Consider the following 19,224-nt stretch of genomic DNA (forward strand, 5'->3'; position numbering starts at 1 on the left):
GACCCATGCTTCGCGTGCTCACCGCCGGGGAATCCCACGGCCCCGAACTCGTCGCCATCATGGAGGGTCTCCCCGCCGGCGTCCCGGTCTCCCGCGCCGCCATTCAGGCCGACCTCGCCCGTCGGCGCCTCGGGTACGGGCGCGGTTCGCGGATGAAGTTCGAAGCCGACGCCCTGGAGATCTCCGCAGGAGTCCGCCACGGCTACAGTCTGGGCAGCCCGATCGCGCTGCGCATCGGCAACACCGAGTGGCCGAAGTGGACCGAGGTCATGAGTCCGGAGCCGGTGGAGCTCACCGAGATGTCGCGCGGCCGCGGCGCCGCCCTGACGCGCCCTCGTCCGGGTCACGCCGATCTCGTCGGCATGCAGAAGTACGGATTCGACGAGGCCCGTCCGATCCTCGAACGGGCGAGCGCTCGGGAGACCGCGGCGCGGGTGGCTCTGGGGGCGCTGGCGCGCGGGTTCCTCGCCGAGCTCGGCATCCAGCTGGTCAGCCACACGCTCTCGATCGGGCCCGTGCGCACCCCCGACGACGCGCCGCTGCCGACGCCCGAAGACCTCGAGATCCTCGACGCCGATCCGTTGCGCTGCTTCCACCCCGCAACGTCCGAGCGGATGGTGGCCGAGGTCGACGCCGCACGTAAAGACGGCGACACGCTCGGCGGCGTGGTCGAGGTGCTCGCCTACGGGCTGCCGCCGGGCCTCGGCTCGCACGTCCACTGGGACCGGCGACTGGACGGCAAACTCGCCCAGGCACTCATGAGCATCCAGGCGATCAAGGGCGTCGAGGTCGGCGACGGCTTCGAGACCACCCGCCGCCGCGGATCCCAGGCGCACGACGAACTCTTCGCCGGCGAAGCCGGCATCACCCGCAGCACCGATCGTGCGGGAGGCACCGAGGGGGGCATGTCCACCGGCACCGTTCTGCGCGTGCGCGCCGGGATGAAGCCCATCGCCACGGTCCCGCACGCCCTGCGGACGATCGACGTGGCCACGGGGGAGGCCGCAGCGGCACACCACCAGCGCTCGGACGTCTGCGCGGTGCCGGCCGCCGGAGTCGTCGCCGAAGCCATGGTCGCCATCGTCCTCGCCGAGGTCGTCCTGGAGAAGTTCGGCGGCGACAGCGTCGGCGAGACCCTTCGCAACCTCGAGAGTTACGTCGCCGGCATCCCCGACACCCTGCGCACGGTCGGCGAGAGCGATCCGGCGATCGCCGCCCACGATGACCTCGCCGTCTGAGGCGATCGTCCTCATCGGCCCGATGGGGGCGGGTAAGACGAGCCTGGGGAAGAGGGTCGCGCGTCGCCTCGGCGTGCCCTTCACCGACACCGATGCCGGGATCACCCGCGAGCACGGGCCCATCGAGCGCATCTTCGCCGAGCGGGGAGAAGCGGAGTTCCGCCGCCTCGAGCGTGAGACCGTCGCTGTCGCGCTTCGCGCAGGCGGCGTCGTGTCGCTCGGCGGGGGAGCGGTGCTCGACCCCGACACCCAGCGCGATCTCGAGAGGCACCGGGTGGTTCTCCTGACCGTCGCGCCTCGCGTCGTCGCCCATCGCCTGCGCGACACCGCACGGCCGCTTCTGCAGGACGAAGACCCCATGACCCGGTGGAACGCGATCCTCGCCGAGCGCCTCCCCCTTTACCGGCGACTCGCGGATGCGACGTTCGACACCTCGAGCGGACCCCTGCAGGAGGTCGTCGACGCCATCGTCGCGTGGGCCGAGGCCCCGCAGAAGGAGAGAGCATGACCGACGCCACGGTGATCACCGTCGCAGGTGCGGCGCCCTACGACGTCACGGTCGGACGCGGGATCCTGCCGAGGCTGGCCGACGCCCTTCCCGCCGACGCGCAGAAGGTGCTGATCGTGCATCCGCCGACGCTGTCCGCGCAGGCGGAGCAGCTGCGCGGGTCGATCGGGAACGGACGCCAGGTGCTTCTGGCGGAGATCCCCGACGCCGAACAGGGAAAGCGCATCGAAGTCGCCGCCTTCTGCTGGCAGATCATGGGGCAGGCCGATTTCACACGTACTGATGCCGTCATCGGATTCGGCGGAGGAGCGGTCACCGATCTCGCGGGTTTCGTCGCTGCGACGTGGCTGCGCGGCGTGCCGATCGTGCAGGTGCCGACCACAGTGCTCGGCATGGTCGATGCCGCCGTCGGCGGCAAGACGGGAGTGAACACCGCCGAGGGCAAGAACCTCGTCGGTGCGTTCTGGCCCCCGCGCGCCGTGCTGTGCGACCTCGACCTGCTCGTCACCCTCTCGCGCAACGAGGCGGTCGCGGGATTCGCCGAAGTCGTCAAGGCCGGGTTCATCTGGTACCCCGAGATCCTCGACCTCATCGAGGCCGACCCCGAGGGTGTGGTGGATCCGTCGACATCCGGTTTCCGACGCTCGATCGAACTGGCCATCGAGATGAAGGCGCGGGTCGTCGGGGAGGATCTTCGCGAGGCGGGCCTGAGAGAGGTCCTCAACTACGGGCACACCCTCGGTCACGCGATCGAGCACGCCGAACGCTACCGCTGGCGCCACGGCGCGGCGATCTCTGTCGGCATGGTGTTCGCCGCGGAGCTGTCGCGCCTGGCGGGGCGCCTCTCGGATGACGCGGTGCAGCGTCACCGCGACATCCTGGGTGCCCTCGGTCTTCCCCTGACCTATCGGGCGGGCGCCTGGCCGCAGCTGCTGGCGACGATGCAGCGCGACAAGAAGAGCCGCGGCGGGATGCTGCGCTTCATCGTGCTCGATGACATCGCCCGGCCCACGGTGCTGCAGGCCCCGGACGAGTCGCTGCTCTTCGCGGCGTATCAGGAGGTCGCGGGGTGAGGTCACGGGCGGAGGTGCGCCGGGTCCGCCTGCACGAATGGGCCGAGATCCGCGACCTCCGCATGGCCGCCGTCAGCGATCCCGACGCATCGCTGGCCTTCCTCACCACCCTGGAGCAGGAGCGGGAGCGCGACGACGCGGCATGGCGCGATCGCGCCGCCGGGGCGGCCCTCGGTGAGGACGCGGCGCAGTTCGTCGCCGTCGACGGCGACGCCTGGGTCGGGTCGGTCAGCGTGCTGCTTCGCACCTCGGGCGATCGCGACCATCTCGGACGTGCGGTGGACGCGCCCCGCGCCGACGTGGTCGGGGTCTTCATCGTCCCGGCCGCACGCGGCGCGGGCCTGCTGGACAGACTGATCGACGCGGCCGGGGCCTGGGCCGCCGAGAACGGCGCGGACGCCCTCACCCTCGACGTGCACCGCGACAATGCACGCGCCCGAGCGGTGTACCGGCGGATCGGCTTCGTGCCCACGGGCGTCGAATTCACCAGCGCCATCGGGCCCGAGATCGAGATGCGCAAACCCCTGGGGAGAACGAGATGACCACGAACCGACGCCTTCTGCTGGTGAACGGACCGAACCTCAACCTCCTGGGAGTCCGGGAGCCCGCCGTCTACGGCACGCAGACCCTCGCCGATGTCGAGGACCTCGTCGAGCGGACGGCGGCGGAGCGGGGATTCGAGGTGCGAGCCGTCCAGAGCAACCACGAGGGTGTCCTCGTCGACGCGATCCACGCGGCGAGGGAGGACTGCGCCGGCATCGTCATCAATCCTGCGGGGCTCACCCACACCTCGGTCGTCCTCCGTGATGCCCTCTCGGGCGTCGCGCTCCCGGTCGCCGAGATCCACATCTCCGACATCCGCACCCGCGAGCCCTTCCGCCATCACTCCTACGTCGCCGACGTCGCATCCATCCACGTCATGGGGGAGGGGATCGAGGGCTACCGCACCGCGACGCGCCTGCTGATCGACCTCCTGACCGGTCAGGCCGAGGGCTGAGGACCGATCGTCACGTAGAATCGGTGGTCGGCCGTTCGGCCGCAACGCCTCCGGGGCACATCGCCCGCACTTCGAAGGATCCGATCAGCGCAATGGCATCGACCGCAGACATCAAGAACGGCGTCGTCCTCAACATCGACGGACAGCTCTGGAGCGTCGTGGAGTTCCAGCACGTCAAGCCCGGCAAGGGCGGGGCGTTCGTCCGCACCAAGCTCAAGAACGTCGTGACCGGAAAGGTCGTCGACCGCACCTACAACGCCGGTGCCAAGGTCGAGATCGAGAACGTCGACCGCCGTGACTTCACCTACCTGTACAACGACGGCGACAGCTTCGTCTTCATGGACCTGAGCGACTACGACCAGGTCAACGTCCCTGCCGCCACCGTGGGCGACGCGAAGAACTTCCTGCTGGAGAACCAGCAGGTCACGATCGCGCTGAACAACGGCACCCCCCTCTACCTCGACCTGCCGGCGTCGGTGGTGCTCGAGATCACCTACACCGAGCCGGGTCTGCAGGGCGACCGCTCGTCGGCCGGAACGAAGTCCGCCACGGTCGAGACCGGCTACGAGATCCAGGTTCCGCTGTTCCTGGAGACCGGAACCAAGGTGAAGGTCGACACGCGCACCGGTGACTACCTCGGTCGCGTGAACTGAGCGCGGACAGCACCCGATGAGTGCCCGCACGAAAGCGCGCAAGCGCGCGCTCGACATCCTCTTCCAGGCTGACGTCCGCGGTGAAGACCTCGGGGTGATCCTGGCGGCCGAGGCCAAGCGCGCCGCCAGTGAACCCGCTCGCGAAACGTCGTGGCTGTACGCCCGGGAGATCGTCGACGGCATCATCGATCAGCGCGACGACATCGACGAGCAGATCACCACGTTCGCCAAGGACTGGTCGCTCGCGCGGATGCCCGCCGTGGACCGTGCGCTCCTGCGGATCGGTGCCTGGGAGATCCTGTACAACGACGCCGTCCCCGCCGCGGTGGCCATCGACGAGGCGGTGGAGCTCGCGAAGGAGTTCTCCACCGACGACTCCGGGGCATTCGTCCACGGCGTCCTCGGCCGTATCTCCCGCGCGGCCTAGCCGACCGGTCACGGGTACCGGCGTGCGTGCGATCAGGGGAGCGTTCCTCGACTTCGTCGACGACCCGTGGCGACATGTCGGCCACGAGCAGGCCGCGACGCGCTTCTTCGCCGACGGTCTGCTCGTCGTCGACGACCACGGGATCATCCTCGATTTCGGACCGTACGACGATGTCGTGGCCCGCCATCCGTCGACGGAGATCATCGAGATCTCCGGTCGGCTCATCCTCCCGGGCTTCATCGACGGGCACATCCACATTCCGCAGACCCGGATCCTGGGGTCCTACGGCGAGCAGCTTCTGCCCTGGCTGGAGAAGTGGGTGTTCCCGGAGGAGCGCCGGTACTTCGACCGGGAGTACGCGGAGGAGGGTGTGCGCCGATTCTTCGACACGCTCCTCGCCTCCGGTACCACGACCTGTCAGGCCTTCACCACGGCGCAGCCCGTCACGACGGAGGTCGTCTTCGAAGAGGCCGCGCGCCGGAACGTGCGCATCATCACCGGCATCACCGCCATCGACGCGAACGCCCCCGAGTGGTTCACCACGACGGCCGACGAGTTCTACGCCGCGGCGACGGAACTCATCGGGAGATATCACGGCGTCGGCCGGAGCTCGTACGCCATCACGCCGCGCTTCGCCTATGGCGCGACGAAGGATCTGCTCGCCGCGTGCGCGCGACTGAAGGCGGAGAACCCCGACGTGTGGGTGCACACGCACATCTCCGAGAACCCGTCCGAGATCCGGGGCGTGCTCGAGCTTCACGACGACTGCGCGGACTACCTCGAGGTGTATGAGAAGTACGGACTTGTCGGCCCCAAGTTCACCGGCGGGCACGGCGTCTGGCTCACCGACGGCGAGTTCCGCCGGTTGTCCGAGGCCGGCGCCGCCGTGACGTTCTGTCCGTGCTCCAATCTCTACCTCGGAAGCGGCCTGTTCCGGCTGGGACGGGCGACCGACCCCGAGCATCGGGTGCTGCTGACCTTCGGAAGCGACGTGGGCGGCGGGAACCGCTTCAGCATGCTGAACGTGCTCGAGGATGCGTACAAGGTCGGGATGCTCAACAACACCCAGCTCGACGGCAGCATCGACCCCTCCCGGCAGGATGCCGCCGAAGCCGAACGGAACAGGCTCTCTCCGTATCGCGCGTTCTACTCCGTGACCCTGGGGGGTGCGGAGGCGCTGCGGCTGGGTGACAAGGTCGGCAACTTCGACATCGGCAAGGAGGCCGACTTCGTCGTCCTGGACGGGGAGGGCGGCCCGGCGGCCGTGCGCTGGCGAGCCGGCCTCACCGGGGGCGACGCCGCGCCCACGACCGTCGAACACGCCGCCGAGCTACTCTTCGCGATCATGATGGTGGGCGATGACCGGGCCATCGCCGAGACCTGGGTGATGGGCGACCGGGTCTACTCGCGGGACGTCGTCGACGGGGCCGACTGAGGAGGGCGGATGCCGCGCCGCCGCGCCGCGGGCTCGCTCGCTCGGCCGATGCGGAGGCGACCCGCGTAGAATCGCTCCGGTTCGAAACGGAGGAGACGCATGCGGATCACAGGCCTCGGGCACGCGGGAATGTTCATCGAGACGCGCGGTGGCAGCATCCTCTGCGACCCCGTCATGGGACCGACCTTCTTCGGCTCGTGGTTTCCTTTCCCCGACAACCGGGCCCTGGACTGGGAGAGCTTCGGCAAGGCCGACTTCCTCTACATCTCCCACCGGCACCGCGACCACTTCGACCCGGCGCTGCTCGAGCGGTACGTGCCGAAGGACATCCGGGTCCTCCTTCCGGAGTACCCCACCGATGACCTCGAGCAGGACCTCCGGCGCCTCGGCTACGACAACATCGTCTTCACCCAGGCGGGGGTGCCGCTGGAGTTCGGACCGTTGCAGCTGATGGTCACGCCGCTGCGCGCACCGAGCGACGGCCCGATCGGGGATTCGTCGCTGTCGGTCGACGACGGCACCGCCAGCATCCTGAATCAGAACGACTCCCACCCACTGGATCTGGAGAAGCTGATGGCGTTCTCCAAGCCCGAGGCGTACTTCACCCAGGTCTCCGGCGCGATCTGGTGGCCGATGGTCTACGACCTGGAGGCCGATGCGAAGCGGAACTTCGCCCGCCTGAAGCGCGACGCGCAGAACAAGCGGGCGATGTACTACATCGAGAAGGTCGACGCGGAGCACGTGTTCCCCATGGCGGGGCCGCCGATGTTCCTGCGCGAGGCCCTCTTCAAGTACAACGGACAGGGCCTGGACGGCGACGCCATCTTCACCGACCAGCGGGAGTTCCTCCGGCACATGGCCGACGTGCGTCCCGATCAGAAGGGGTACGAGTTCGTTCCCGGGACGGTCGTGGAGATGAACGGCGGCGAGCTGACCGTCGCGCAGACGCTCTACACCGAGGCCGAGATCGACCGCATCTTCGACGACAAGTGGGCCTACCTCGCCGAGCAGCGCGACGCACGGCAGGAGGAGATCGCCGCGGAGGAGGCCACCCGCGCGCCCGTGCTCGCGCCGGACGAGATGCTCGCGGCCATCAAGGAGTGGTGGGAGCCGCTGCTGCGTCGGGCCCGCACCATCCGCAACGGTGTCGGAGGGAACGTGCGCTTCCGGATCGGCGAGTTGGACATGGTCGTCGACTTCCCGCGTGCGAAAGTGCGCGAATACGACGGCGAAGAGTGCATCTACTGGTACACGATTCCCGCCGACCTCGTGTCGACCAACATCCGCGACCACGAGATCGACTGGTCGAACTCGATCTTCCTGTCGATGCAGTTCGAGGTCGGTCGCTCAGGCAAGTTCAACGAGTTCCTGACGACGTTCCTGAAGTGCCTGTCACGGGACCGCATCGAGTACGTGGAGAACTGGTACGCCGAGCAGTCCGACGTCTCGGAGGACATCCGCCTCGCCGACTGGGTCGTGCAGCGGCGCTGCCCGCACCTGCGCGCCGATCTGTCGAAGACCGGCAAGGTCGAGGACGGCGTACTGACGTGCAGTCTCCACGACTGGAAGTGGGACCTCACCTCGGGCAAGTGCCTGACCTCGCAGGGCCACCCGATCCGGGCCAGTCAGGCCGACGAGTCCGCGGACCGCGCCGAGGCTCCCGCGGCCTGACCCGCGCCGGGTCGTCGCCTGTGGTCCGCGCCGTCTGAGGTCCGCGCCGTCGCCTGCGGTCCCCGCCGTCGCTCCGGTGCCGTTCAGCATCCGTTCGTTCGTCGAAGATGTACGCCGCCAACCGTGAAACGTGTACATCTGCGACGAACGAACCGTCGGCGGGTGCCCTTGCCGTGCCGCCCGGCCAATCCCGTCGCGCAGCGCGGGACCGCGCGTCCTTCCACGCCAGCGCCTCCCGCGCCCGTTCGTCCGTCGAAGATGTACGTTCGGAGCGGGTTCGCGCGTACATCTTCGACGGATGAAGCCGGGCTGTGGACAACGCCAGAGGCACGGATGGCGGGCCGGGCACCCTGGTCGGATGGATGCAGGCGCGCAGCGAGGGGCCTTCACCGTGGCGGACGCGCGGACGCGAGGGATCTCGCGCCGCCGAAGAGACCGTGCCGAGCTGGAAAGGCCGTTCTACGGAGTCCGCGCGGAACCTCGTCCCGTCCGCGCGGAGGTGCATCTACTCGCGCGCGAGCGCGCTGCGATCGTCGAGGCGGCGCTCCGCTTCAGCGTCCGGATGAACGACGGCGGTTGCTTCAGCCACACGACGGCGGCGCTCCTGTGGGACCTGCCGCTGCCCGTCCTGGCCGATACGCGGATCCACGTCAGCACGCCCGGTCGAGCACCTCGGGCTGCCGGCACCGTCGGGCATCAGATTCGCCCGGACCTCGTCACGGTCGTGAGGCACCCACACTTCGGCATTCCCGTGTCGGATCCCGCCACCACCTGGGCGATGCTCGCGCCGATGATCAGCGCGTACGACCTCATCGCGGTCGGTGATGCCCTCGTGCGGTCTCCGCGTGTGGCCGGGCCGTTCGGCCACGTCATCAGTCCCGCGCAGGCCGACCTCGAAGAGCTCCGCCGCGCGGCCCGTTCGGGTCGACGGCTCGGTGCTGACGTGCTCCGCGAAGCGCTTGAGCGGATTCGCACCGGTGTCGCGTCGCGGCCCGAGACCTGGGCGCGGCTGCTGCTCGTGGATGGCGGACTTCCCGAACCGGTGACCGATCACGACGTGTACGGCGCGGCGGGGGAGTTCCTTGGATGCGTAGACCTCGCGTACCCGCAGCTGCGGATCGCCATCGAGTACGAAGGCGATCAGCACCGGACCGACTCCGCGCAGTGGCAGCGCGATCTGGAGAAGCACGAGCGGCTCATGGATGCAGGGTGGCGAGTCATCCGGGTCGCGCGCGATCAACTCTTCCGATACCCGCTGCAGTACGTCGACCGCGTCCGCGTCGCGCTGAGCACGCGCCGCTGACGGTCGGCCGTCCGCAGGCGCGGTGCACGCCGCATCCGCTCTTCATTCGTCACAGATGTGCGCCGGACGGCCCTTGGTGTGTACATCTCCGACGGATGAACGGGCTTTGGCCGGGGGTGCGGCGCAGGGAGCGGGAGCGGCGGCGGCGAGGCGTGCGGGGGAACGGAGTCGGGGGACGGCGGCGCCGCGAGAGGGGGATTCGCAGAGGAAATGGCGGCGAGCGGGAGCCCGCGCCGGGTGCGGAAGGCAGCTCCGGTAGAGTGGGGAACAGTAACCGGCAACCTTTAAATCCGTCCCGTGAGGCGGAGAAGGGAGCGGCGGATGACCGTGCGCACCGTGCTGCACGACGCCGACATCACTCGGGCGTTGACTCGGATCTCCCACGAGATCCTCGAGTCCAACAAGGGACCCCAGGGCCTGGTCATCCTGGGAATCCCCACGCGCGGCGTTCCCCTCGCGGAACGCATCGCCGCGTTCGTCACCGAGTTCGGCGGCGCCCCCGTTCCCGTCGGGGCTCTGGATGTCACGATGTACCGCGACGACCTGCACCGTCATCCCACCCGGGCGCCCCACCCCACGCAGATTCCGCCGAACGGAATCGACGGGGCCGTGGTCGTGCTGGTGGACGATGTGCTCTTCTCCGGTCGGAGCATCCGGGCGGCCCTCGATGCGCTCCAGGACATCGGTCGCCCGGCCGCCGTGCGCCTGGCGACCCTGGTCGATCGCGGGCATCGCGAGCTGCCGATCCGCCCCGACTTCGTCGGCAAGAATCTCCCGAGCGCCCGTGAAGAGCGGGTGTACGTGCGCCTTCGCGAGATCGACGGCGAGGACTCGGTCTCGATCGAGGGGAGTGCGGCGTGAGGCACCTGCTCGACACCAAGACCCTCGACCGGGAGGCGGCGATCGGCATCCTCGACGTCGCCGAGGACATGGCCGACACCCAGCGCCGCGAGGTGAAGAAGCTCCCGACGCTGCGCGGCAAGACGGTGGTGAACCTCTTCTTCGAGGACTCCACCCGCACCCGCATCTCGTTCGAAGCGGCGGCCAAACGCCTTTCCGCCGATGTCATCAACTTCTCTGCCAAGGGCTCGAGCGTGTCCAAGGGCGAGTCGCTCCAGGACACCGCGCAGACCCTGCAGGCGATGGGCGCCGACGCGGTCGTCATCCGTCATGGTGCGTCCGGCGCGCCGCGGACCCTCGCCACGAGCGGCTGGATCACCGCCGGAGTGGTCAACGCCGGCGACGGCACCCATGAGCACCCCACACAGGCGCTCCTCGACGCGTTCACGATCCGCAAGCGCCGCTTCGGTGCCGCCAGTCGCGGCCGTGGGCTCGACGGCGTCCGCGTGACGATCGTCGGCGACATCCTCCACTCGAGGGTCGCCCGCTCCAATGTCTGGCTGCTCACGGCCCTCGGGGCGGACCTCACCCTCGTCGCTCCACCCACGCTCATCCCGCAGGATGTCTCGGGCTGGCCGGTCACGGTTCAGTACGACCTCGACCGTGCCATCGCCGACGGTCCCGATGCCGTGATGATGCTGCGGATCCAGCTCGAGCGGATGCGTGCGGCCTACTTCCCGACGGAGCGGGAGTATGCGCGGGTCTGGGGCCTGTCACGGCAACGGGTCGCAGCCCTTCCGCCCGATACGATGGTGTTGCACCCCGGCCCGATGAACAGGGGGCTGGAGATCGCCGCCGAAGCCGCGGATTCCGAGCGATCGACGGTGCTCGAGCAGGTGACCAACGGTGTGTCCGTGCGGATGGCCGTGCTGTACCTCCTGCTGGCCGGCGAGCGCGACGACGAGAGAGAGGACGGACGATGAGCGCCCCTCACTCCGCCATCCCGGCCACCCTGCTGATCCGCGGTGCCGCGCCGTTGGGCGATGGGCGAGGTGACATCCTCGTCGAGGACGGCATCATCGCCGAGGTCGGCTCAGGTCTCACGCGTAGTGGTGCCACCGTCATCGATGCGGACGGGCTCATCGCCCTGCCGGGTCTCGTCGACCTCCACACGCACCTGCGCGAACCCGGGTTCGAGCACGCCGAGACCGTTCTGACCGGCTCGCGTGCTGCAGCCGCCGGCGGCTACACCACCGTGTTCGCGATGCCGAACACCTCGCCCGTGGCCGACACCGCCGGCGTCGTCGAGCAGGAGCTCGCGCTCGGCGAGGCCGCCGGGTACGCCACGGTCCAGCCGATCGGCGCCGTCACCGTCGGGCAGCGCGGCCAAAGCCTCGCCGAGCTCGGCGCGATGGCCCACTCCCGAGCGCGCGTACGGGTGTTCAGCGACGACGGGTTCTGCGTCTGGGATCCGCTGATCATGCGCCGCGCGCTGGAATACGTCAAGGCGTTCGACGGCGTCATCGCGCAGCATGCGCAAGATCCGCGGCTCACCGAGGGCGCGCAGATGAACGAGGGGGCGGTGTCGGCGGAGCTGGGTCTGGCGGGCTGGCCCGCGGTCGCGGAGGAGTCGATCATCGCCCGCGACGTGCTCCTGGCCGAGCACGTCGGCTCGCGCCTGCACGTCTGCCACCTCTCCACAGCCGGGTCGGTCGACATCATCCGGTGGGCGAAGCGCCGGGGGGTGGCCGTGACCGCCGAGGTCACACCCCACCACCTGCTGCTCACCGACGAGCTCGTCCGCGGCTACGACGCGCGGTTCAAGGTCAACCCGCCGCTTCGCCGAGACGATGACGTCCGGGCCGTGCGGGAAGGACTCGCCGACGGCACGATCGACATCGTGGCCACCGATCACGCCCCGCACCCCGCCGAGGCGAAGGCGTGCGAGTGGCAGGCGGCGGCCAACGGAATGGTCGGACTCGAGAGTGCGCTGCGGGTGGTGCACGAGGCGATGGTGAACACCGGGATGCTGGGATGGGACGACGTCGCCCGGGTGATGTCCGCAGCCCCGGCCCGCATCGGCCGTCTCCCGGGAGCCGGGACGCCGCTGACCGCCGGCCAGCCGGCGTCGCTGACCCTCTACGACCCCGCCGCTGCGCGCCCGTTCACCACGGAGGACCTCCGGGGGCGGAGTGAGAACTCGCCCTACCTCGGCCGCGCCCTGCCGGGCGAGGTGCGCGTCACACTCCACCGAGGCGTGCTCACCGTCGTCGACGGGGACGTGCTCGAGACACCGGGGGTGCACGCATGACCCGCGAGGGTGCACTCATCGTCACCCTGGCCGGGGTCGTCGTCGTGCTCCTCCTCCTTCTCTGGGCCTGGCGCCGACGATCGCGTCGTGATGCGGGGCTCGCTGCGCCCGTGGGGACACCGCCCGAGACCGCGGCGGAGCTCGCGCGCTTCGGCGTGCTGTACGTCGCCACCACGCGCCACGACGAACCGCTCGAGCGTCTCGCGATCCGACACCTGGGCTTCCGCGCGCGTGGTGAGGTCACCGTCACCGACGGCGGCGTCGCCCTCGATCTCGACGGCGCCCCCCGGCTCTTCCTCGCCACCGCCCGCCTCGCCGCCGTCGACCAGGCGACCGTCGCCATCGACCGCGTCGTCGAGTCGGGCGGCCTCACCCGCCTCGTCTGGCGGCTCGACGACGGCACGCCCGTCGACTCCTACTTCCGGCCGCAGGAAGCCTCCGCGCAGGCTCTTGCAACCGCCATCCGACCCATCGTTGCCCCGACTGGAGACGACACATGACTGCGCTTCCCACCTCAGCGCTCCCCGCTGGCGCGCTCCTCGCCGCCGCCCCCGCCGTCCTCGTGCTCGAGGACGGCACCCGCCACACCGGGCGCGCCTACGGCGCGCGCGGCACCACCCTCGGCGAAGTCGTCTTCTCCACCGGGATGACCGGCTACCAGGAGACCCTCACCGACCCGTCGTACGCCGGCCAGATCGTGCTGCAGACCGCCCCTCACATCGGCAACACCGGGATGAACTCCGAAGATGTCGAGTCGCGGCGCATCTGGGTGGCCGGCTACATCGTCCGCGATCCCGCGCGTGTGGTGTCGAGCTGGCGCTCCGAGCGATCGCTCGACGAGGCGTTGGCCGCCGATGGGATCGTCGGCATCAGCGGAATCGACACGCGGGCCGTCACCCGTCACATCCGCTCCGCCGGAAGCATGCGCGGAGGGATCTTCTCCGGCGAAGCCGCCGGCTGGGACGCCGAGGAGCAGCTCCGCCTGGTGAAGGAGGCCCCCGAGATGACGGGCCAGAACCTCTCCTCGACGGTGTCGGTCGGGGCCGTGGAGGTCACACCCGCACGAGGTGAGCGCCTCGGCAACCTCGCGGTGCTCGACCTCGGCGTCAAGCAGGCCACGATTGTGAACCTCGCCGACCGGGGTTTCGACGTTCACGTTCTGCCGCAGAACGCCACGATCGACGACATCCGCGCCATCGACCCCATCGCGGTGTTCTACTCCAACGGGCCCGGCGACCCCGCGGCCTCGGCCGATCACGTCGAGCTGCTGCGCGCCGTGCTGGATGACCGGCTGCCCTTCTTCGGCATCTGCTTCGGCAATCAGCTTCTCGGCCGCGCTCTCGGCCTCGGCACCTACAAGCTGCCCTTCGGCCACCGTGGCATCAATCAGCCGGTGCTCGACAAGGTGACCGGCAGGGTGGAGATCACCGCTCACAATCACGGCTTCGCCGTCGACGCGCCGCTGGAGGGCTCCTTCGACAGCCCACAGGGGTACGGGCGGGTCGAGGTGAGCCACATCGGTTTGAACGACAACGTCGTCGAGGGGCTGCGTGCCCTCGACATCCCCGCCTTCTCGGTGCAGTACCACCCCGAGGCGGCGGCAGGTCCACACGACGCCAACTATCTGTTCGACCGGTTCCGTGACATGGTGCGCGCGCATCGTGACACCCGACCCGGCGCCGCGAACGTCCAGGAGAGCAACCACTGATGCCCAAGCGCGACGACATCCACAGCGTCCTCGTCATCGGGTCCGGCCCGATCGTGATCGGCCAGGCTGCCGAGTTCGACTACTCCGGAACCCAGGCGTGCCGGGTCCTGCGAGCCGAGGGGGTGCGGGTCATCCTGGTCAACCCCAACCCGGCGACGATCATGACCGACCCCGACTTCGCCGATGCGACCTACATCGAACCGATCACCGCCGAGGTGCTCGAGACGATCATCGCCAAGGAGAAGCCCGATGCGATCCTTCCCACGCTCGGCGGCCAGACGGCCTTGAACGCCGCCATCTCGCTGCACGAGAAGGGGATCCTCGACGCCTACGGCGTCGAGCTGATCGGCGCCAAGGTCGATGCGATCCGCAAGGGTGAGGACCGGCAGGTGTTCAAGGAGCTCGTCATCGAGGCGGGTGCGGATGTCGCGGCGAGCCGGATCTGCCACACGATGGACGAGGTGCTCGCCGGCGCCGCCGAACTCGGCTACCCCCTCGTCGTGCGCCCCTCGTTCACGATGGGAGGCCTCGGATCCGGCTTCGCCTTCGATGAGGCCGACCTCCGCCGCATCGCGGGTGCGGGCCTGCACGACTCGCCCACCCACGAGGTGCTCCTGGAGGAGTCGATCCTCGGGTGGAAGGAGTACGAGCTCGAGCTCATGCGCGACACCGCAGACAACACCGTCGTGGTCTGCACCATCGAGAACGTCGACCCCGTCGGGGTGCACACGGGGGATTCGATCACCGTTGCGCCGTCGCTGACCCTCACCGACCGCGAGTATCAGAAGCTGCGTGACATCGGCATCGACATCATCCGCGCCGTGGGCGTGGATACCGGTGGCTGCAACATCCAGTTCGCCGTGAATCCCGATGACGGCCGCATCATCGTGATCGAGATGAACCCGCGGGTGTCGCGCTCCTCCGCCCTGGCCTCGAAGGCCACGGGCTTCCCGATCGCGAAGATCGCCGCCAAGCTCGCCATCGGGTACCGCCTCGATGAGATCCCGAACGACATCACCCGCGTGACCCCGGCGAGCTTCGAGCCGACGCTGGACTACGTCGTGGTGAAGGTGCCCCGCTTCAACTTCGAGAAGTTCCCGGCTGCCGACACCACGCTGACCACCACCATGAAGTCGGTGGGCGAGGCGATGGCGATCGGTCGCAACTTCACCACCGCGCTGCAGAAGGCGCTCCGTTCGCTGGAGAAGCGCGGCTCGAGCTTCCACTGGGGTCCGCAGTCCCGATCGGTGGAGGAGCTGCTGGAAGGCGCGAAGACCCCGACCGATGGGCGCATCGTCCTCGTCCAGCAGGCGCTCCGCCTGGGTGCCACCCCTGAGCAGGCGTTCGACGCCACGGCGATCGATCCGTGGTTCCTCGATCAGATCGTGCTCATCAATGAGGTGGCGGACCTCATCCGAGACGCGCCGGAGCTGGATGAGGCGACGCTGCGGCAGGCGAAGGATCACGGTTTCAGCGACGCTCAGATCGCGCAGCTGCGCGGGATGACCGAGGCCGAAACGCGCGGCACCCGTCACGGGCTCGGCATCCGCCCGGTGTACAAGACCGTCGACACCTGTGCGGGGGAGTTCCCGGCGCTGACGCCGTATCACTACTCCAGCTACGACGCCGAGACCGAGATCGCCGCGTCGGAGCGCACCAAGGTCGTCATCATCGGTTCGGGCCCGAACCGCATCGGGCAGGGCGTGGAGTTCGACTACTCGTGCGTCCACGCATCGTTCGCGCTCGCCGATGCCGGATTCGAGACCATCATGGTCAACTGCAATCCCGAGACCGTCTCCACCGACTACGACACCTCCGACCGGCTGTACTTCGAGCCGCTCACCCTGGAGGACGTGCTGGAGGTGCTGTACGCCGAGTCGCAGTCGGGGGAGATCCTCGGCGTCATCTGCCAGCTGGGCGGGCAGACGCCGCTGGGTCTGGCCCAGGGCATCGAGGATGCCGGGTACCGGATCCTCGGCACGAGCCCCGCAGCCATCGAGCTCGCCGAGGAGCGGGAGCTGTTCTCCCGCCTCCTCGATGACGCCGGCCTCCTTGCGCCGCGCAACGGCACGGCGATCGACGTCGAGCAGGCCGTGACGATCGCGGAGGAGATCGGGTACCCGGTTCTCGTGCGTCCGAGCTTCGTCCTCGGCGGCCGCGGGATGGAGATCGTCTACGACACCTCGAGCCTGCGCGACTACTTCGTGCGCATCGCCGATCAGGCGATCATCGGGCCGGGGATGCCGCTCCTGGTCGACCGGTTCCTCGACGACGCGATCGAGATCGACGTCGACGCCCTCTACGACGGCGACCGGCTGTACGTGGGCGGCATCATGGAGCACCTCGAAGAGGCCGGCATCCACTCCGGCGACTCCAGCTGCGCGCTCCCGCCGATGTCGCTCGGCCGCAGCGACATCGACCGGGTTCGCGAGGCGACGCTCGCCATCGCCCACCGCGTGGGGGTGCGGGGGCTGCTGAACGTGCAGTTCGCGATCAGCGCCGGGGTGCTCTACGTCATCGAGGCGAACCCGCGCGCGAGCCGCACGGTGCCGTTCGTCTCCAAGGCGCTCGGGATCCCGCTCGCCAAAGCCGCCAGCCGCATCATGGCGGGCTCGACGGTCGCCGAGCTCGTCACCGAGGGCCTGCTCCCCGAGGCCGACGGCTCGCGCGTGCCCCTCGGAGCGCCCGTCGCGGTGAAGGAGGCGGTGCTCCCGTTCAAGCGGTTCCGCACCCGCGACGGACAGATCGTCGACTCGGTGCTCGGACCCGAGATGCGCTCGACCGGCGAGGTCATGGGCATCGATCGCGACTTCCCGACCGCGTTCGCCAAGAGTCAGGAGGCCGCCTACGGCGGGATGCCGCTGACGGGGACCGTCTTCATCTCGGTCGCCGACGGTGACAAGCGCGCCGTGATCCTCCCCGCCCACCGCCTCCAGGAGCTCGGCTTCGACCTCGTCGCCACCGAGGGGACGGCGGAGATCCTCGGACGCAACGGCATCGAGGTGCGCGTGGTGAACAAGTACTCCGCCACGCAGACGACGGGGGAGACGAACATCGTCGACCTCATCAACGCCGGCGACATCGACATCGTCGTGAACACCCCGAGCGGGGGGCTCGCGCGTGCCGACGGCTACGAGATCCGCGCAGCGGCGGTCGCGGCCGACAAGGCGCTGTTCACCACCATGGCGGTGCTCGGTGCCGCCGTGAGCGCCCTCCCCGTGCTGCGTGAGGGGTTCGCGGTGCGGAGCCTGCAGGAGTACGCCGCCGATCGGGCGGAGGCCCGGTGACCGGTTTCGCCGAACGTCTGCGCGCGGCCCTCGACACCCACGGCCCCCTCTGCGTCGGGATCGACCCTCACGCGCACCTCCTCGCCGAGTGGGGCCTCGGTGACACCGCTGCCGCGGTTCGCGACTTCGCGTTGCGGACCGTCGACGCCGCGGCCGGGCGCGTCGGCGTGGTGAAGCCCCAGGTGGCGTTCTTCGAGAGATTCGGGGCCGGCGGGTTCGCGGCGCTGGAGGAGACGCTCGCCGCCGCGCGTGCGGCGGGGCTGATCGTCATCGCCGACGCCAAGCGCGGCGACATCGGCAGCACGATGGCCGCGTATGCGGCCGCCTGGCTGACCCCCGGCTCACCGTTGGAGGCCGACGCGCTCACCGTCAGTGCCTACCTCGGACCCGATTCCCTCCGCGAGACCCTGACCGGGGCGGTCCGTGCGGGGAAGGGCGTCTTCGTGCTGGCTGCCACCAGCAATCCCGAAGCGACGCCGTTGCAGACCGCGCACCCCGTGGATGTGGCGGCGGATGACGGCCAGACGGTCGCCGCCCGGGTCGCCCGCGACGTCACGTGGGTGAACGGCTCGGCCGCCTTCACCGGTGACCTCGGTCCGATCGGACTCGTGGTGGGCGCGACGGTGGACCGGTGGGAACTCGGCCTCACCGACGACCTGCTGCGCGGCGCACCTCTCCTCGCGCCCGGATTCGGCGCGCAAGGTGCTCAGCCCACCGACCTGTCGCGCCTGTTCGGTGCTCTGTCGCGCAACGTCCTCGCCAGCGAGAGCCGCAGCATCCTGTCCGCCGGACCGGCCGACCTCGCTTCCCGGATCGAGCAGCGGCGGGCCCTGTACCGGGAGGGACGGTCGTGATCTCGTCCCGTCGCCCTCCCGAGGTCGACCGCCGCGCCGCCTCGGAGCGGGCGGTTGCCGCGCGCCGCGCCCGCGCCGCGCTCAAGCGCGATCTGGCCACGCGCATCATCTCGCCTCAGGAGCTCACCCGCCGTGCCTTCGCTGCTCCGGATTCGCCTGCCGGGACGCTGCGCGTCACCGAGTTCCTCACCGCCCTTCCGGCCATCGGGGAGGGCAAGCGCGACCGGATCCTCGAATCCCTCGCCATCTCGCCGGTGAAGCGACTCGGCGGGCTCGGCGCCCGCCAACGTCGCGACCTGACGGCCTTCCTCGACGAGCGGTGGCCCGAGCCCGCGCCGCGGACGGGTCGCAGTCGCCTCATCGTGCTGGCCGGCCCGACGGCGGTGGGGAAGGGGACGGTCGCGGCGCACATCAAGACGCACCACCCCGAGATCCTGCTGTCCGTCTCCGCGACCACGCGCGGGCCGCGACCGGGGGAGCGGGACGGCGAGCACTACTACTTCGTCGGCGATGTCGAGTTCGACAGGCTCATCGCGGAAGGCCAGCTCCTCGAATGGGCGACGGTGCACAACTCCCACCGCTACGGCACCCCCCGCCGGCCGATCGAGGAGGCCCTGGCGCAGGGCCGCACCGTGCTGCTCGAGATCGATCTGCAGGGGGCACGGCAGGTCCGGGCCGCCGAGCCGTCGGCGACGCTCGTCTTCCTCCTGCCACCCAGCTGGGACGAACTGGTGAACCGGCTCGTGGGGCGCGGCACCGAGGATGCCGAGGAGCGCGCCCGGCGTCTGCGCACCGCGCGGGTCGAACTGGCAGCGCAGTCGGAGTTCGATTACCGCGTGGTCAACGACGACGTCGCCCGGGCGGCATCAGAGGTCGTTTCGCTCGCCGCACGCTGATCCGGCGGACGCGGACGTTTCAC

18 protein-coding genes are annotated in these 19,224 nt (G+C 69.7%); all 18 read left to right on the top strand.

Features of this window, described 5'->3' with window-relative positions:
• Window positions 1–5 precede the first annotated feature (5 nt).
• The gene (gene aroC, locus QSU92_RS16905) at window positions 6–1,238 is read left to right on the top strand and encodes a chorismate synthase (protein ID WP_289263695.1); all 1,233 of its coding nucleotides are present in this window, start codon (window positions 6–8) and stop codon (window positions 1,236–1,238) included.
• Entirely contained in the window at window positions 1,222–1,746 is a 525-nt protein-coding gene (locus tag QSU92_RS16910) for a shikimate kinase (protein ID WP_289263697.1), read from the top strand. The genes aroC and QSU92_RS16910 overlap by 17 nt, the downstream gene beginning before the upstream one ends.
• Window positions 1,743–2,819: a 3-dehydroquinate synthase gene (gene aroB / locus QSU92_RS16915; protein ID WP_289263699.1), complete on the top strand. Its 1,077-nt coding sequence runs from the start codon at window positions 1,743–1,745 to the stop codon at window positions 2,817–2,819. Before QSU92_RS16910 ends, aroB begins: the two co-directional genes overlap by 4 nt.
• Window positions 2,816–3,361, top strand: coding sequence for a GNAT family N-acetyltransferase (locus QSU92_RS16920; RefSeq protein ID WP_289263701.1), 546 nt, complete (start codon window positions 2,816–2,818; stop codon window positions 3,359–3,361). The genes aroB and QSU92_RS16920 overlap by 4 nt, the downstream gene beginning before the upstream one ends.
• The gene (gene aroQ, locus QSU92_RS16925) at window positions 3,358–3,816 is read left to right on the top strand and encodes a type II 3-dehydroquinate dehydratase (protein WP_289263705.1); all 459 of its coding nucleotides are present in this window, start codon (window positions 3,358–3,360) and stop codon (window positions 3,814–3,816) included. The genes QSU92_RS16920 and aroQ overlap by 4 nt, the downstream gene beginning before the upstream one ends.
• Window positions 3,817–3,908: 92 nt before the next feature.
• Window positions 3,909–4,469, top strand: coding sequence for an elongation factor P (gene efp, locus QSU92_RS16930; protein ID WP_289263706.1), 561 nt, complete (start codon window positions 3,909–3,911; stop codon window positions 4,467–4,469).
• A 16-nt stretch (window positions 4,470–4,485) separates the two neighbouring features.
• Window positions 4,486–4,896 carry a transcription antitermination factor NusB gene (gene nusB, locus QSU92_RS16935; RefSeq protein ID WP_289263708.1) on the top strand — a complete coding sequence of 137 codons (411 nt, stop codon included), beginning with the start codon at window positions 4,486–4,488 and terminating at the stop codon, window positions 4,894–4,896.
• A 22-nt stretch (window positions 4,897–4,918) separates the two neighbouring features.
• Window positions 4,919–6,331: a guanine deaminase gene (gene guaD / locus QSU92_RS16940; protein WP_289263710.1), complete on the top strand. Its 1,413-nt coding sequence runs from the start codon at window positions 4,919–4,921 to the stop codon at window positions 6,329–6,331.
• A 99-nt stretch (window positions 6,332–6,430) separates the two neighbouring features.
• Complete coding sequence (locus tag QSU92_RS16945; protein ID WP_289263712.1) at window positions 6,431–8,002, top strand: Rieske 2Fe-2S domain-containing protein; 1,572 nt, start codon at window positions 6,431–6,433, stop codon at window positions 8,000–8,002.
• A 358-nt stretch (window positions 8,003–8,360) separates the two neighbouring features.
• A complete protein-coding gene (locus tag QSU92_RS16950; RefSeq protein WP_289263714.1) occupies window positions 8,361–9,305 on the top strand; it encodes a PDDEXK family nuclease in 945 nt (314 codons plus the stop codon).
• Between the two features lie 321 nt (window positions 9,306–9,626).
• A complete protein-coding gene (gene pyrR / locus QSU92_RS16955) occupies window positions 9,627–10,166 on the top strand; it encodes a bifunctional pyr operon transcriptional regulator/uracil phosphoribosyltransferase PyrR (protein WP_289263716.1) in 540 nt (179 codons plus the stop codon).
• Window positions 10,163–11,128, top strand: coding sequence for an aspartate carbamoyltransferase catalytic subunit (locus tag QSU92_RS16960; RefSeq protein WP_289263718.1), 966 nt, complete (start codon window positions 10,163–10,165; stop codon window positions 11,126–11,128). Before pyrR ends, QSU92_RS16960 begins: the two co-directional genes overlap by 4 nt.
• Window positions 11,125–12,456: a dihydroorotase gene (locus tag QSU92_RS16965; protein WP_289263720.1), complete on the top strand. Its 1,332-nt coding sequence runs from the start codon at window positions 11,125–11,127 to the stop codon at window positions 12,454–12,456. Before QSU92_RS16960 ends, QSU92_RS16965 begins: the two co-directional genes overlap by 4 nt.
• A complete protein-coding gene (locus QSU92_RS16970) occupies window positions 12,453–12,956 on the top strand; it encodes a PH-like domain-containing protein (RefSeq protein WP_289263722.1) in 504 nt (167 codons plus the stop codon). Before QSU92_RS16965 ends, QSU92_RS16970 begins: the two co-directional genes overlap by 4 nt.
• Window positions 12,953–14,164, top strand: coding sequence for a glutamine-hydrolyzing carbamoyl-phosphate synthase small subunit (gene carA / locus QSU92_RS16975; protein WP_289263724.1), 1,212 nt, complete (start codon window positions 12,953–12,955; stop codon window positions 14,162–14,164). The genes QSU92_RS16970 and carA overlap by 4 nt, the downstream gene beginning before the upstream one ends.
• Window positions 14,164–17,451 carry a carbamoyl-phosphate synthase large subunit gene (carB, locus tag QSU92_RS16980; protein WP_289263726.1) on the top strand — a complete coding sequence of 1,096 codons (3,288 nt, stop codon included), beginning with the start codon at window positions 14,164–14,166 and terminating at the stop codon, window positions 17,449–17,451. Before carA ends, carB begins: the two co-directional genes overlap by 1 nt.
• A complete protein-coding gene (gene pyrF / locus QSU92_RS16985; protein WP_289263728.1) occupies window positions 17,448–18,305 on the top strand; it encodes an orotidine-5'-phosphate decarboxylase in 858 nt (285 codons plus the stop codon). Before carB ends, pyrF begins: the two co-directional genes overlap by 4 nt.
• Window positions 18,302–19,201, top strand: a complete 900-nt coding sequence (gene gmk / locus QSU92_RS16990) for a guanylate kinase (protein WP_289263731.1) — start codon at window positions 18,302–18,304, stop codon at window positions 19,199–19,201. Before pyrF ends, gmk begins: the two co-directional genes overlap by 4 nt.
• The last annotated feature ends 23 nt before the right edge of the window (window positions 19,202–19,224 follow it).

Source organism: Microbacterium sp. ET2, assembly GCF_030347395.1.
Lineage (GTDB): Bacteria > Actinomycetota > Actinomycetes > Actinomycetales > Microbacteriaceae > Microbacterium > Microbacterium albipurpureum.